Origin of the sequence: Stutzerimonas kunmingensis (assembly GCF_900114065.1) — a bacterium.
In the GTDB taxonomy this organism is placed as follows: Bacteria; Pseudomonadota; Gammaproteobacteria; order Pseudomonadales; family Pseudomonadaceae; genus Stutzerimonas; species Stutzerimonas kunmingensis.
Genome location: NZ_FORS01000001.1, coordinates 711,953 through 725,859 on the forward strand (window position 1 = coordinate 711,953; position 13,907 = coordinate 725,859).

At 59.7% G+C, this 13,907-nt stretch carries 11 protein-coding genes; 3 read left to right on the plus strand and 8 right to left on the minus strand.

Translation table 11 applies throughout. The features are described 5' to 3' along the window. Nucleotide 1: 1 nt before the first annotated feature. Both BM275_RS22385 and BM275_RS03565 read left to right on the plus strand, forming a co-directional pair. On the plus strand, nucleotides 2-3,769 hold the full coding sequence (locus BM275_RS22385; RefSeq protein WP_244153839.1) for a pilus assembly protein: 3,768 nt from the start codon (nucleotides 2-4) through the stop codon (nucleotides 3,767-3,769). Beyond that, the gene (locus tag BM275_RS03565) at nucleotides 3,766-4,212 is read left to right on the plus strand and encodes a type IV pilin protein (protein ID WP_090519317.1); all 447 of its coding nucleotides are present in this window, start codon (nucleotides 3,766-3,768) and stop codon (nucleotides 4,210-4,212) included. Before BM275_RS22385 ends, BM275_RS03565 begins: the two co-directional genes overlap by 4 nt. Before the next feature lie 53 nt (nucleotides 4,213-4,265). Here BM275_RS03565 and ispH read toward each other — a convergent pair whose 3' ends face one another. The 6 genes from ispH to murJ all read right to left on the minus strand — a co-directional run bounded on the left by ispH (nucleotide 4,266) and on the right by murJ (nucleotide 11,719). Beyond that, nucleotides 4,266-5,210 carry a 4-hydroxy-3-methylbut-2-enyl diphosphate reductase gene (ispH, locus tag BM275_RS03570; protein WP_041014880.1) on the minus strand — a complete coding sequence of 315 codons (945 nt, stop codon included), beginning with the start codon at nucleotides 5,208-5,210 and terminating at the stop codon, nucleotides 4,266-4,268. A gap of 123 nt (nucleotides 5,211-5,333) precedes the next feature. Then, a complete protein-coding gene (locus BM275_RS03575) occupies nucleotides 5,334-5,771 on the minus strand; it encodes an FKBP-type peptidyl-prolyl cis-trans isomerase (RefSeq protein WP_014821443.1) in 438 nt (145 codons plus the stop codon). After that, nucleotides 5,764-6,267 carry a signal peptidase II gene (lspA, locus tag BM275_RS03580; protein WP_090519318.1) on the minus strand — a complete coding sequence of 168 codons (504 nt, stop codon included), beginning with the start codon at nucleotides 6,265-6,267 and terminating at the stop codon, nucleotides 5,764-5,766. The genes BM275_RS03575 and lspA overlap by 8 nt, the downstream gene beginning before the upstream one ends. Nucleotides 6,268-6,303: 36 nt before the next feature. Beyond that, nucleotides 6,304-9,135 carry an isoleucine--tRNA ligase gene (gene ileS, locus BM275_RS03585; RefSeq protein WP_090519320.1) on the minus strand — a complete coding sequence of 944 codons (2,832 nt, stop codon included), beginning with the start codon at nucleotides 9,133-9,135 and terminating at the stop codon, nucleotides 6,304-6,306. Between the two features lies 1 nt (nucleotide 9,136). Beyond that, entirely contained in the window at nucleotides 9,137-10,087 is a 951-nt protein-coding gene (gene ribF, locus BM275_RS03590) for a bifunctional riboflavin kinase/FAD synthetase (protein WP_090519322.1), read from the minus strand. Between the two features lie 84 nt (nucleotides 10,088-10,171). Further along, complete coding sequence (gene murJ / locus BM275_RS03595; RefSeq protein ID WP_045665417.1) at nucleotides 10,172-11,719, minus strand: murein biosynthesis integral membrane protein MurJ; 1,548 nt, start codon at nucleotides 11,717-11,719, stop codon at nucleotides 10,172-10,174. A gap of 222 nt (nucleotides 11,720-11,941) precedes the next feature. On the opposite strand from murJ, the gene rpsT reads away from it, so the two are divergent. Continuing rightward, nucleotides 11,942-12,220, plus strand: coding sequence for a 30S ribosomal protein S20 (gene rpsT, locus BM275_RS03600; RefSeq protein WP_003281567.1), 279 nt, complete (start codon nucleotides 11,942-11,944; stop codon nucleotides 12,218-12,220). 87 nt (nucleotides 12,221-12,307) lie between these two features. Here the strand turns inward: rpsT and BM275_RS03605 are convergent, their stop codons facing one another. Together BM275_RS03605 and proB are read right to left on the minus strand one after the other, a co-directional pair. Beyond that, entirely contained in the window at nucleotides 12,308-12,772 is a 465-nt protein-coding gene (locus tag BM275_RS03605; RefSeq protein ID WP_003302151.1) for a CreA family protein, read from the minus strand. Between the two features lie 7 nt (nucleotides 12,773-12,779). Continuing rightward, the gene (proB, locus tag BM275_RS03610) at nucleotides 12,780-13,898 is read right to left on the minus strand and encodes a glutamate 5-kinase (protein ID WP_090519325.1); all 1,119 of its coding nucleotides are present in this window, start codon (nucleotides 13,896-13,898) and stop codon (nucleotides 12,780-12,782) included. Between the last annotated feature and the right edge of the window lie 9 nt (nucleotides 13,899-13,907).

A 13,907-nucleotide genomic window follows, 5' to 3' on the forward strand; every position in this document is an offset into this window, starting at 1 on the left:
CATGATGCCGCTCAATCATCGCCACATGCCCAGGACCGGCTTCGCCACTACGTGGCGCCCGTTGTTGCTGGCCGTAACCGCGCTGTGCTGGACACTTGGTGTCAGCCAAGCAACCGCGGATGTATCACAAACACCATTGCTGCTTGGCGGCGGCAACGTGCCGGGTAACCTTGCATTGGTACCCTCAGTAGAACACCCGACTGTAATCAGCGTGGCTAATCTTGGCGCCTACAATAACACCTCTACCTACACTGGTTATTTTGACTCTGGAAAGTGTTATAGCTTTATTGAAGAGGAGTTTAACCACGTTTTTTTTGGCACCATTTCTAAAGAGAACGGCGGTGGTTACTTCACGCCTGTATCAGAAATGAACAGCGCGCGCGACTGCTCCGGCAACAGCAACGCAAAATGGAGTGGAAACTATCTGAATTGGGCGACCACCCAGACAATTGATCCATTTCGCAAAGCGCTGACAGGCGGCTACCGTGTGGTTGACACAACCTCAATGACTATTCTCGAGAAGGCCACTCGAGGGAATAGCAGCAATTACTTCGGAAACCGCACGATTGATGCAACAAATGCCAATAAAACAACACCATTTGGCAGCGTTACGCTCACCAGCTCCGTTACCAGCGGCAGCAATGACTTTCAGAAAAACAAAACAGTACGCTTCACATACAGTGGCAGCGATAACAAGACGGTAACCAAGCACTTTACCGTAAGAGTAGAAGTTTGTAAAAAAGGGCTCCTAGAAAGCAATTGCACTAAATACGGAGAAAACCTTTGGAAACCGGAAGGCTTGATTCAGCAATACTCAAAGGACATTCGCTACAGTGTATTTAGTTATCTCAATGAGAATGGCAACACACGTAACGGCGGTGTAATGCGAGCCCCACAGGGCTACGTAGGTCAGACAAAACGAGAGCCGGGAACACCAAATGAGTTACCGAACGAGCTCAAAGAGTGGTCCGATGAGACAGGAATTTTCTATGTAAACCCCAGAAATGACAGCGTAGGAAATAGCGGAGTAATCAACTATATAAACAAATTTGGTGAACTCACCAATCGACACAAGTCCAACGACCCTGTAAGCGAGCTCTACTATGCCGCGCTTCGCTATTTTCGCAACCTTGGTGACGTTGCGGCGTATTCAAAAATTACTGACGAGGCACAACGAGACAAGTTCCCAGTAATCACCAACTGGACAGACCCAATCCAATATTCCTGCCAAAAAAACGTAATTCTTGGAATTGGAGACGTTAACAGCCATGAAGACCGGGATCTACCGGTAACAGGCGATCCGCTAAACGTACAAGAGCTCACTCAAAAGGTTTTTGATTTAGAAGGCATCAATAAGAATGCATCTAGCGAATTCACTGGCCGAGGCAACTCAGCACATATCGCTGGTCTAGCGTATTACGCCAACACCGCTGACTTGCGTGAAGATCGCGCAGGAAAGCAGACGATATCCACCCATTGGGTCGACGTGAGGGAAGACGAAAAGCTTTTGGAAAAAGCGAGAAACCAATACTGGCTCGCCGCAAAGTACGGCGGTTTTCAGGTCCCCGATGATTACGAGTTCGGGGACACCATTGACCAAGCCTGGTGGTGGACCAATGGTGAAACACTCGACCCCACAAACGACAAGCGCCCCGACAACTTCTATGTCGCGAGCGATGCAACCCGCATGGTGGAAAGCCTGAAAGCAGCTTTTGCCAAAATCGCCAAAGACGTGAGTAGCACCACCGCAGCTCTTTCCACCAACTCCACCAAACTCGAAACAGACACTGTCGTCTTTCAGTCAATGCTCGACAGTGCGGATTGGAGCGGAGATCTGTTGGCCAAGGCTGTGGCCAGCAACGGCAAGGTCAGCGAGACTCCAACCTGGAAGGCAGCAGAGAAGCTCGACGCACTGACTGATGAGGAGATGTCGGATCGCAGCATCCTTACATCCCTACCACCAACGATCGATACAACATCGGGCGCGCTGATTTCCACCACGGGTCGCACCTTTTCCTGGGACCAACTGAGTTCTGCCCAGCAAGACGCCTTGAGAACGACAGTTGGAGGAACGTTGACCACTGAAGAGGTTGGTCAAAATCGGCTTGCCTTCATTCGCGGCGTCCGCACCATGGAGCGCACCGACGCCGCACCGAACAACCCGTTCCGTCAGCGTGGCAGTCGTCTTGGCGATATCGCAAACTCGGACCCACAGTACATCCACAAGCAGAACTTCGGTTATTCGCAACTGCCGGAAACCGCTGGTTTCACCGCCGCAGCTAAAAGCGCCTATACCACTTTCCGCGCCTCCAGTAGCTACCAAAATCGCCCCCCACTGGTCGTGGTGGGCGCTAACGACGGGATGTTGCATGGATTTAATGCCAGTTTGGGCACAAACGGGGGCAAGGAGCTGTTTGCCTACGTGCCGAACGACCTGATCGATGAACTCTACGAGCTTACCGACCCTACTTATTCGCACCGCTACTATGTCGACGGCACTCCGCGCATCGGTGACGCCTGGGTCGGCAATGCGTGGAAGACCCTGGTCATAGGATCGTCTGGCGCGGGGGGCCGAAGCATCTTCGCGCTCGACATTTCCAATCCAGAGAGCATGTCGAGCAGCAGCGTGCTCTGGGAGTTCACTCATCCGGAAATGGGCTATAGCCTTGGACGCCCAAGCTTGGTTCCGCTTTACAACGGCAAATTCGGCGTGGTTGTCACGAGCGGCTATGACCGCCCCACCAGCACGACCAGTGGCTATGTATGGCTGCTCGATGCAGCCGACGGCAGCGTTCTGAAGCGCTTCGAGCTGCCTAACAGCGGAGACCTGGGATCGCCTCTGGTCGTAGACCTCGACAATGACCGCGTCGCTGATCGAATCTACGTTGCCGATACCAACGGCAATGTCTGGCGGCTGGACACGAACAGCACGAGCACCGGCAACTGGGACGCCCCATCCAGCTTGAAAGCCGGAGGCAGCATCACCCCACTGTTCATCGCGAAAGATAGCAGCGGGGCTCGCCAGCCGATTACGGCTCCGCTGGATGCGGCCTATACCAAGGACCGAAAGATCATGCTGGTATTCGGCACCGGTAGCTTCTACCAGACAACCGATAACGAAATACCTGAATCTCCTCAGGTCCAATCGTTCTACGGCATCATCGATAGCGGCACATCAATTGACGGCCGCGGCAACCTGCTCGAGCAGGAAATCCTCAAGGAAGTTACCGGTACAGAGCTTAACGGCCGTGCAGTCAGCCAGAACACGCTTGAGGACCGCCATCTCGGCTGGTATCTGGACTTGCAGTGGAAGAAGTCCAGAAAAGGACCAGGTCCCAAGGGAGAGCGAGTCATCTCCCAAGCTCAGCTAGGCGGCAACCGAGTAACATTCAGCACCCTGATACCAGCGGCAGATCCCTGCCTCCCCGGCGGAACGAGCTGGATCATGAGCCTGGATCTGGCAACCGGCAGCCGCCTCGTCTACTCGTACTTCGACTACAACGGTGATGGAAAAATCGATGAAAGTGATTACATCAAGCTTGATGACGGCACAAAGGTTCCAGTTAGCGGCGTAGCGGACCCCGATGAGGGCGCGGTAAAGGGCACTATCGGCCTGAACGACCAGAAGAAAGGGAAACGTTATCTGTGTTATGCCAGTTCGGCATCCAGCACCGACTCGGATGGTGTGACCCCGGTTTGCATCGAGGTCATGGGAGATAACAGCGATTCCAACCGCTTGTCGTGGCATGAAGTGAGGAGCAACCTTTGAAACTTTACAAATCCAACCGTCAGGCGAGCTTTGGTTTCACGCTGATTGAGCTGATGATCGTCGTCGCGATCATCGGCATCATCGCTGCAGTCGCCTATCCGAGCTATCAGGAGTATGTGCGCAATGCCAAGCGTGCGGACGCTGAGACGGCGCTCATGGAGTTGGCGCATTTCATGGAGCGTTACTACACAGCCAACGGCCGCTATGTCGACGGGGATGGCGACGAGCCCGACCTGCCATTTAGCCAAGCTCCACGGGACGGCGGAACCAAGACTTACGACATCGAGCTTGTCGAGGCCAGCACGTCCGCCACTGCTTACGTGCTGCAAGCCGTACCGACGGGCAGCATGACCAACGACAAATGTGGAACCCTGACGCTGGCCAACACGGGCGCCAAAGGGCAGAAAACAGGCATGACCCTGGCCGAATGCTGGAAACGCTAAGCGGCTGAAACGAAAACGCCCGGCATCGCCGGGCGTTTTTATTTACGAGGCTGTCAGACAGCCTTTAACCGCAACTCCTTCGGCATCGAGAACGTCACGTTCTCTGGGCGGCCCTCCAGCTCATCCATGCCGCTGGCGCCCCACTCCTTGAGCCGCTCGATCACTCCACGCACCAGCACTTCAGGGGCTGATGCACCGGCGGTGATACCGATACGCTCGATGTTCTCGAACCATTCGCGCTTAAGGTCTTCGGCGCCGTCGATGAGATAAGCCGGTGTGCTCATACGCTCTGCCAGTTCGCGCAGGCGGTTGGAGTTGGAACTGTTCGGGCTGCCTACGACCAGCACCACATCACATTCGTCAGCGAGTTGCTTGACCGCATCCTGACGGTTTTGGGTGGCGTAGCAGATGTCGTCCTTGCGTGGACCACCGATGCTCGGGAACTTGCTGCGCAGCGCGTCGATGACACGGCTGGTGTCATCCATGGAGAGCGTTGTCTGGGTGACAAAGGCCAGCGCCTCGGGGTCGCGCACTTGCAGCTGGGCGACGTCTTCCTCGTCTTCAACCAAGTAGATCGCGCCACCGTTGCGCGCATCGTACTGGCCCATAGTGCCTTCGACTTCCGGGTGGCCCTGATGACCGATCAAGATGCACTCACGCCCATCACGACTGTACTTGGCGACTTCCAGATGCACCTTGGTCACCAGCGGACAGGTGGCGTCGAAAACCTTCAAACCACGCTTCTCCGCCTCCAGCCGCACAGCCTGGGAGACGCCATGGGCACTGAAGATGACAATGACGTCGTCCGGCACCTGGTCCAGCTCTTCGACGAAGATCGCCCCACGCGCACGCAGGTCTTCGACCACGAACTTGTTGTGCACCACTTCATGCCGCACATAGATCGGCGGCCCGAAAACTTCCAGGGCCCGGTTGACGATTTCGATGGCGCGATCCACACCCGCGCAGAAGCCGCGAGGGTTGGCGAGTTTGATTTGCATGGTAAGTCTCGGCACGCGAAGGCTTGATGACGGGTGAGTGTAACGCGATACGGCACAGGCGTTCTCTGACGCCCTGTATCGGCCAGCGGGAGGGAAGCAATCCTCCCGGCTGGCCAGCTCCGGTTACACCGGTTTAACGTCGATGATCTCGACCTCGAAGGTCAGGATCTTGCCAGCCAATGGATGATTGAAGTCTACGGTGACCTGACTCTCGTCGAACGCCTTCACCACGCCCGGCAGCTCAGTGCGCGCCGCATCCTGAAAGCTGACCATCAACCCTTCGGAAAGCTCCATCCCGGCGAACTGGCTGCGCGGCATGATCTGCACGTTCTGCGGGTTGACCTGGCCGAAGCCCTGCTCCGGAGCAATCTGCAGGGTGCGCTTGTCACCGGCCTTCAGCCCGTAGAGCTGCTGCTCAAAGCCTGGCAGCAGGTTGCCATCACCTACCTTGAAGGTTGCTGGCTTCTTATCGAACGTGCTGTCGACCAGCTCGCCCGTTTCCAGGCCAAGCGCGAAATGCAGGGTGACTTCCTTGTCCGGCCCAATGCGCTGTTCAGTCATTTGCAGCTTCTCCGGTCTTGTTGCCCTTGAACATGTCCAGCGCCAGCATGACGGCACCGACGGTGATGGCGCTATCAGCGATATTGAACGCGGGGAAATACCAGCGGTTCTGCCAATGCACCAGAATGAAATCGACTACATGGCCTAACACCACGCGATCATAGAGATTGCCCAGCGCGCCGCCCAACACCAGCGCCAACGCTACTGCCAGCCAGGTTTCGTTTGCTTTCAGCCGCTTCAGCCAGACCACCAGCACGACACTGACGCCAACTGCGATCACCGCAAACAGCCACCGCTGCCAGCCGCCATGATCGGCAAGGAAGCTGAACGCCGCCCCCGTGTTGTAGGCCAGCGTCCAGGCGAAGTAGCCCGGAATCACGTCGACCTTCTGGTACAGGCTGAAGTTGGCCTCAAAGTAGTGTTTGGTCGCCTGATCGAAGGCGATCACCAGCACACTGAGCCACAGCCAGGCGAGCCGACCGAAACGCGCACTCATTGCACAGCCTCCGGCTCGCTGATCGTCCGGCGCACATCACGCATAGTGACGAACCTCACCAGCGCCTTCGATATTCTCCACACAGCGACCGCAGATGTCCGGATGCTCGGCATGCGTACCAACGTCCGGCAGATGGTGCCAGCAACGACCGCACTTGCTATGCCCGGTCTTGCGGACCACCAGCTTGAGGCCGGCCAGCTCGCTCTCCACAGCCTCGGCTGGGGCCTGAGCCAGTGGTGCGATATCGACGGCAGAGGTGATCAGCACGAAGCGCAGCTCGTTGCCCAGCTTGGCCAACTCCGCAGCCAACGCGCCTTCTGCATACAGCGTGACTTCCGCCTGCAGATTGCCGCCAATGGTCTTGGCCGCACGCTGGTTTTCCAGTTCCTTGTTCACCGCGGTCTTGACCGCCATGACCTTGTCCCAGAAAGCGCGATCCAGCTCGGCGTCCTGTGGTAGCGCGGTCAGGCCCGTGTACCAGGTATTGAGCATCACCGATTCGTTGCGCTCGCCTGGCAGGTACTGCCAGATTTCCTCGGCGGTGAAGGCCAGGATCGGCGCGATCCAGCGCACCAGCGCCTCGGCGATGTGATACAGCGCGGTCTGGCAGGAGCGACGCGGCAGGCTGTCCGCACCAGTGGTGTATTGGCGGTCCTTGATGATGTCCAGATAGAAGCCGCCCAACTCCTGCACGCAGAAGTTGTGCACCTTCTGGTAGACGTTCCAGAAGCGATAGGTGGTGTAGGCCTCCTCGATCTCCTGCTGCAGCAGCAGTGCGCGGTCGATGGCCCAGCGGTCCAGGGCGATCAGCTGATCATTCGGCACCATGTGCTGCGCGGGATCGAAGCCGTCGAGATTCGAGAGCAGGAAGCGTGCGGTGTTGCGGATACGACGGTAGGCATCGGCGCTGCGCTGCAGGATCTGCTTGGATACCGCCATCTCGCCGGAATAGTCGGTGGCCGAGACCCACAGACGCAGGATGTCGGCGCCCATGCTGTCGGTAATTTCCTGCGGCGCGATGACGTTGCCGAGGGACTTGGACATCTTGCGGCCGTTCTCGTCCACGGTGAAGCCGTGGGTCAGCAGGCCCTTGTACGGTGCATGACCGTCGATGGCCGCGCCGGTCAGCAGCGATGAATGGAACCAGCCGCGATGCTGGTCGGAGCCTTCCAGATAGAGATCGGCACGCGGGCCGCTTTCGTGGCCCATGGGGTGCGAGCCGCGCATCACATGCCAGTGGGTGGTGCCGGAATCGAACCAGACGTCCAGGGTGTCGTTGATCTTCTCGTACTGCGCGGCCTCGTCGCCCAGCAGCTCGGCGGCGTCCAGCTTGAACCAGGCTTCGATGCCTTGCTGCTCGACGCGCTGGGCGACCTCCTCCATCAGCTCGACAGTACGCGGATGCAGCTCGCCGCTTTCCTTGTGCAGGAAGAACGGGATCGGCACGCCCCAGTTGCGCTGGCGCGAGATGCACCAGTCCGGGCGGCCGGCGATCATGCCATGCAGACGCGCCTGGCCCCAGGCCGGGACGAACTGGGTCTGCTCAATGGCGTCCAGCGCGCGGCGACGCAGCGAGCTGCCGTCGTGGGCGACCTTGTCCATGCCGACGAACCACTGCGCGGTGGCGCGGTAGATCAGCGGCGTCTTGTGCCGCCAGCAGTGCATGTAGCTGTGCTGGATCGACTCGTGCTTGAGCAGCGCGCCGACCTCGGCGAGCTTCTCGACAATAGCCGGGTTGGCTTTCCAGATGAACTGGCCACCAAAGAACGGCAGGTCGGAGACGTAGACGCCGTTGCTCTGCACCGGGCCGAGGATGTCGTCGTTCTCCATCCCGTAGTGCTTGCAGGAGCGGAAGTCGTCCTCGCCGTAGGCCGGCGCCGAGTGGACGATACCGGTACCGGCACCGGTTTCCACGTAATCGGCCAGGTAGATCGGGGCGAAGCGCTCGTAGAACGGATGACGGAAGCGGATCAGCTCCAGCACCTTGCCTTCGCAACGGGCGATGATTTCACCAGCCAGACCGTAGCGCTGCAGGCAGGACTCGACCAGTTCCTCGGCCAGCACCAGCAGGCGCTCGCCGGTGTCGACCAGCGCATAGACGAACTCGGGGTGCACGTTCAGTGCCTGGTTGGCCGGAATGGTCCAGGGCGTGGTGGTCCAGATCACGATGCTGGCAGGCTTGGCCAGATTCGGCAGACCGAACGCAGCAGCCAGCTTGTCGGCATCCTCGACTTCGAAGGCGACGTCGATGGCATCGGATTTCTTGTCCTGATATTCGACCTCCGCCTCGGCCAGCGCCGAACCGCAGTCGAAGCACCAGTTCACCGGCTTCAGGCCCTTGAAGACGAAGCCGCCCTCGACCATCTTCGCCAGGGCGCGGATCTCACCGGCTTCGTTGGCGAAATCCATGGTCTTGTAGGGGTTGTCCCAGTCGCCCAGGACGCCGAGGCGGATGAAGTCGGCTTTCTGCCCTTCGATCTGTTCGGCCGCGTAGGCACGGCAGCGCTCGCGGGTCAGATCGGCCGGCTGGTTCTTGCCGAAGGTGGTCTCGACCTTGTGCTCGATCGGCAGACCGTGGCAATCCCAACCCGGCACATAGGGCGCGTCGAAACCAGCCAGGGTGCGCGAGCGGACGATCATGTCCTTGATCACCTTGTTCACCGCGTGGCCAATGTGAATATTGCCGTTGGCATACGGCGGGCCATCGTGCAGGACGAACTTCGGGCGACCTTCGCCGATCTGCCGCAGCTTCCGGTACAGGTCAATGCTGTTCCAGCGCTGCAGAATCTCCGGCTCGCGCTGTGGCAGACCGGCCTTCATCGGAAATGCCGTGGACGGCAGATTGAGGGTCGCTTTGTAATCGGTCATTTCAGTCCTGACTCGTCATGAGGGGTGAAGCCCGCCAGTAATCGCGGGCAGCGGCGATGTCGGCTTCGATCGCCGTCTTGAGCGCCTCCAGCGAGGCGAAACGCTGCTCGTCGCGCAGCTTGCGATGGAAGGTGACCTGCACCAGACGCCCATACAGGTCGCCCTGATAATCGAGCAGATGCACTTCCAAGTGTGGTTTACCGTCACTTTCGACCGTGGGTCGCATGCCGATGTTGGCGACACCGGCAAGCGACTTGTCGTCCAGCTCGAAACTGACCAGGAACACGCCACTCAGCGGCGTGTTGCGACGCTTGAGCTGGACATTGGCGGTCGGCGCGCCGAGCTGCCGGCCCAGTTTCTGCCCGTGCATGACCCGGCCGGTGATACCGAACGGTCTGCCGAGCAGCGCTTCGGCGCAGGCCAGGTCACCCTCCGCCAGCACCTGACGCAACCGCGTGCTACTGACCCGCTCGCCGTCCACCTCAATGGTGGTGGCGGCCTCGACCGAGAAGCCTTCGGCCGCGCCGGCCTTGAGCAGGAAGTCGAAATCGCCGGCGCGGTCGCAACCGAAACGGAAATCGTCACCGACTTCCAAATGCCGTACACCCAACCCTTCCACCAGCGTGGCGTGGACGAATTCAGCGGCACTCAGCTCTCGCAGGCGGCGATTGAAGGCCAGACACAACACCAGATCGACGCCCTGCTCGCTCAACAGCTGCAGCTTTTCACGCAGGCGGGTGAGCCGCGCCGGCGCCTTGTCCGGCGAAAAGAATTCACGCGGTTGCGGCTCGAAGATCACTACGCAGCTGGGCAGCCCCAATTCGGCCGCACGCTCGCGCAGCCGCGCCAGGATGGCCTGATGCCCCCGGTGCACGCCGTCGAAATTGCCGATGGTGGCGACGCAGCCCCGATGCCGGGGTCGCAGATTGTGAAGGCCTCGAACCAGCTGCATACCGCACTTCTTGCTTGAAAAGTGGCCGATTATACGCACGTGCCGCGCATCCCGGACAGGTTTGCTCCGCCCGTGAATCGTCGATCAATGCCGCAAATGCCGCGGCCGCAGCCCGGTCAGCAACAACCCGGCGGCAAATGCCGCGAGCCCTGCGCAAACGAGAATCCCCAACCGCAGCGCTCGCTGCTGCCAGCCCCAGACGAACCACTCCTGCGCCGGCACGTTGAGCCACCAGACCGTCGCCACCATCGCCGCACAGGCAGCTGCCAGGCGTAACCCGAACAGCCACCAGCCCGGCGCAGGACGGTAGACGCCAACCTTGTACAGCCCCCAGAACAGCAGCACAGCGTTGAGCATCGACGACAACGAAGTCGCCAGCGCCAGCCCGACATGCTGTAACGGCCAGATCAGGATCAGGTTCATTACCATGTTTGCGACCATGCAAATGACCGCGACGCGTACCGGCGTCTTCAGATCCTGACGAGCGAAGAAACCCGGCGCCAGCACCTTGATCAGCATGAACGCCAGCACGCCGAGAGAATAGGCCTGCAGCGCCCTGGCCGATTGCACCACCGCCTCTTCGCTCATGGCGCCGTAATAGAACAGGCTGGCGATCATTGGCTCGGCGAGAATACCCAGCGCCAGCGCAGCGGGAACGCCTACCAGCAGCACCATGCGCAATGCCCAATCGACCGTTGCGGAGAACGCCTTTGGATCGTCTCCGGCATGCTGGCGCGACAAGCTCGGCAAGATCACCGTGCCAATCGCGATGCCAAACGCCCCCAACGGCAGCTCTGACAGGCGATCGGCGTAATACAACCAGGACACGCTGCCGGTCTGCAGAAAGGAAGCCAGCACTGTATCCAGCAACAGATTGATCTGACTGACCGAGACACCGAACAGCGCCGGCACCATCAGCAGCATGATGCGTCGAACGCCCTCGTCACCCCGCTTTACCTTTGGCCGCGGCAGCAGGCCAAGCTTGGCGACATACGGCAGCTGGAAGGCCAGCTGGGCGAAACCGGCAATGAATACGCCCCAGGCAAGCGCCATGATCGGCTGATCGAAATAGGGCGTGAGAAACACCGCCGAGGCGATCATGCAGACATTGAGCAGCACCGGCGTGAAGCCCGGCACCGCGAAGTGCCCGTAACTGTTGAGTACGCCGGAGGTGAATGCCGTCAGCGAGATCAGCATCAGGTAGGGAAAGGTGATGCGCAGCAGCTCGCCAGCCAGCTGCATCTTCCCCGGATCATCATGAAAGCCGGGCGCGAAGACCATTACCACATAGGGCGCAAACAGCACGCCCAGCGCAGTCAGCCCGGCAAGGATGAGCCCGAGCATGCCGGCGGTGCGATCCACCAACTGCTTGACGTCCTGCAGCGTGCGCTTGGTGCGATATTCCGAAAGCACTGGCACGAACGCCTGAGCGAATGCGCCCTCGGCAAACAGCCGGCGCAGAAAGTTGGGAATCTTGAACGCAATGAAGAACGCGTCGGCCGCAGCCCCCGAACCGAAGTAGCTGGCGACGACCATATCGCGTACCATGCCCAGCACGCGTGACAGCAGGGTCATGACACTGACCACGGCGCTGGAGCGCAACAATCCGCCCTTGCCGGTTTTTTCGGACATTTGTCTTCCTAGAATTGCAGCGAGATTGATCAACCGAGCGCTCAGCGCCGGCCGGATCGATGGCCAGTTACGACACGAAAAGAGGCGGCGAGTTTAGCCGCAGCCCTTCTGTCCGACCAGCTTCTCAAGCCATTCGACCGGGCTTGACAAGCGCCCTTCGCGTCGGCATGATTCGCGGCCTTATTTGCTTTGCAATCCCCCAAGTTTTCGAGGAGTTCGACGGTGGCCAACAGCCCTTCCGCCAAAAAACGCGCAATTCAGGCTGAGAAGCGTCGCAGCCACAATGCCAGCTTGCGCTCCATGGTTCGTACCTACATCAAGAATGTGGTCAAGGCCATCGACGCCAAAGACCTGGACAAGGCTCGCACAGCCTACACTGCTGCTGTGCCGGTCATTGACCGCATGGCCGACAAAGGCATCATCCACAAGAACAAAGCTGCTCGTCACAAGAGCCGCCTGAACGGCCACATCAAGGCCCTCGGCGAAGCTGCTGCAGCCTAACTGCAGGTTCTTGAAAAAACCGGCCTAGCGCCGGTTTTTTTATGCCCAAATTTTGCCCCACTCGCGAAGGATGGGCCGATGCGCAAGTTACGGCGCAACCGGCCAAGGCAAAATCGGAATCGCCGTCACCGCATTCTGCGGGCTACCCTCGATGACGCGATCGCTGTAGACCAGATAAACCAAGGTATTACGCGACTCATCAAAGAAGCGCACCACCTGCATGGTCTTGAACACCAGCGAGGTGCGCTCCTTGAACACTACATCGCCATCTTTGAGCTTGCCGTTGATGCGAATCGGCCCCACCTGGCGACAGGCGATCGACGCCTCGGCACGATCCTCCGCGAGCCCCAGCCCGCCCTTGATTCCACCGGTCTTGGCGCGAGACAGATAGCAGGTCACACCATCGACCAAGGGATCGTCGAACGCCTCCACGACGATCTTGTGATTCGGCCCGAGCCACTTGAAGACCGTATCCACCTCACCGACCTGCTCGGCCAATGCCAGCGAAGGGATGAGCAACCCAAAAACCAGCGAAAAATTGGCTAAACGCATCCTCACCTCAGACCAGAATCATGTTGTCGCGATGGATAAGCTCCGGCTCGTCGACATATCCGAGCAGCTTTTCAATTTCATCTGATGGCCGCCCAAGGATGCGCTGCGCCTCGACTGCACTGTAGTTCACCAGACCGCGCGCGACCTCCGAACCCTGCGGGCCGACACAGACGACCATCTCGCCACGACGAAACGCCCCCTGCACAGCCCTGACCCCAACCGGCAACAGGCTGCGGTTACCCTGGCGCAGCGCGTGCACAGCACCGTCGTCCAGCGTCAGCGTGCCACGAGTCTGCAGGTGCCCAGCCAACCATTGCTTGCGCGCCGCATGCCGACTGCACTCCGGCGCCAGCAGCGTCCCCAGGCGATCACCCGCCTTGAGCCGCGCCAGCACCTGCTCGATGCGCCCACCAACGATCACCGTATGCGCGCCAGAGCGCGCTGCCAGGCGCGCCGCACGAAGCTTGGTCTGCATGCCGCCACGCCCCAGCACCCCTCCCGTGCCGCCAGCCACTGCATCCAACGCAGGATCGTCGGCGCGCGCCTCACTGATGAGATTGGCTTGAGGATTGAAACGCGGGTCGGCGTCGAACATGCCGTCCCGGTCGGTCAGGATGACCAGCAGATCGGCCTCGACCAGGTTGGCGACCAGCGCAGCAAGCGTGTCGTTGTCGCCAAAGCGGATTTCGTCAGTGACCACCGTGTCGTTCTCGTTGATGACCGGCACCACACCGAGATCGATGAGCGTACGCAGCGTGCTGCGCGCATTGAGATAGCGCTTGCGGTCCGAGAGATCGTCGTGGGTGACGAGAATTTGCGCCGTCTGCTGATCACAGCGAGCGAAGCTGGATTCCCAGGCGCGAATCAAGCCCATCTGTCCGACAGCGGCGGCCGCCTGCAACTCATGCACAGCCTTCGGTCGAGAGCTCCAGCCAAGACGACTCATGCCCGCAGCAACCGCACCCGACGACACCAGCACGAGCTCCACACCTGCCTCGCGCAAGGCCACCATCTGATCGACCCAGACCGCCATCGCAGCCTGATCGAGCCCGCGGCCGTCGGCGGTCAGCAGCGCACTGCCGATCTTGACCACCCAGCGCCGCGCACCGCCCACCTTGTCCCGCATCGTTCCCGC

Bases quoted from the DNA above. Each gene is read 5' to 3' on its own strand.
- BM275_RS03605 (WP_003302151.1), bottom strand. From the start codon at position 12,772: ATGCGTTTAGCCAATTTTTCGCTGGTTTTTGGGTTGCTCATCCCTTCG.
- ispH (WP_041014880.1), bottom strand. From the start codon at position 5,210: ATGCAAATCAAACTCGCCAACCCTCGCGGCTTCTGCGCGGGTGTGGAT.
- murJ (WP_045665417.1), bottom strand. From the start codon at position 11,719: ATGTCCGAAAAAACCGGCAAGGGCGGATTGTTGCGCTCCAGCGCCGTG.
- ileS (WP_090519320.1), bottom strand. From the start codon at position 9,135: ATGACCGATTACAAAGCGACCCTCAATCTGCCGTCCACGGCATTTCCG.
- BM275_RS03575 (WP_014821443.1), bottom strand. From the start codon at position 5,771: ATGACTGAACAGCGCATTGGGCCGGACAAGGAAGTCACCCTGCATTTC.
- BM275_RS22385 (WP_244153839.1), top strand. From the start codon at position 2: ATGATGCCGCTCAATCATCGCCACATGCCCAGGACCGGCTTCGCCACT.
- lspA (WP_090519318.1), bottom strand. From the start codon at position 6,267: ATGAGTGCGCGTTTCGGTCGGCTCGCCTGGCTGTGGCTCAGTGTGCTG.
- proB (WP_090519325.1), bottom strand. From the start codon at position 13,898: ATGCGGGACAAGGTGGGCGGTGCGCGGCGCTGGGTGGTCAAGATCGGC.
- ribF (WP_090519322.1), bottom strand. From the start codon at position 10,087: ATGCAGCTGGTTCGAGGCCTTCACAATCTGCGACCCCGGCATCGGGGC.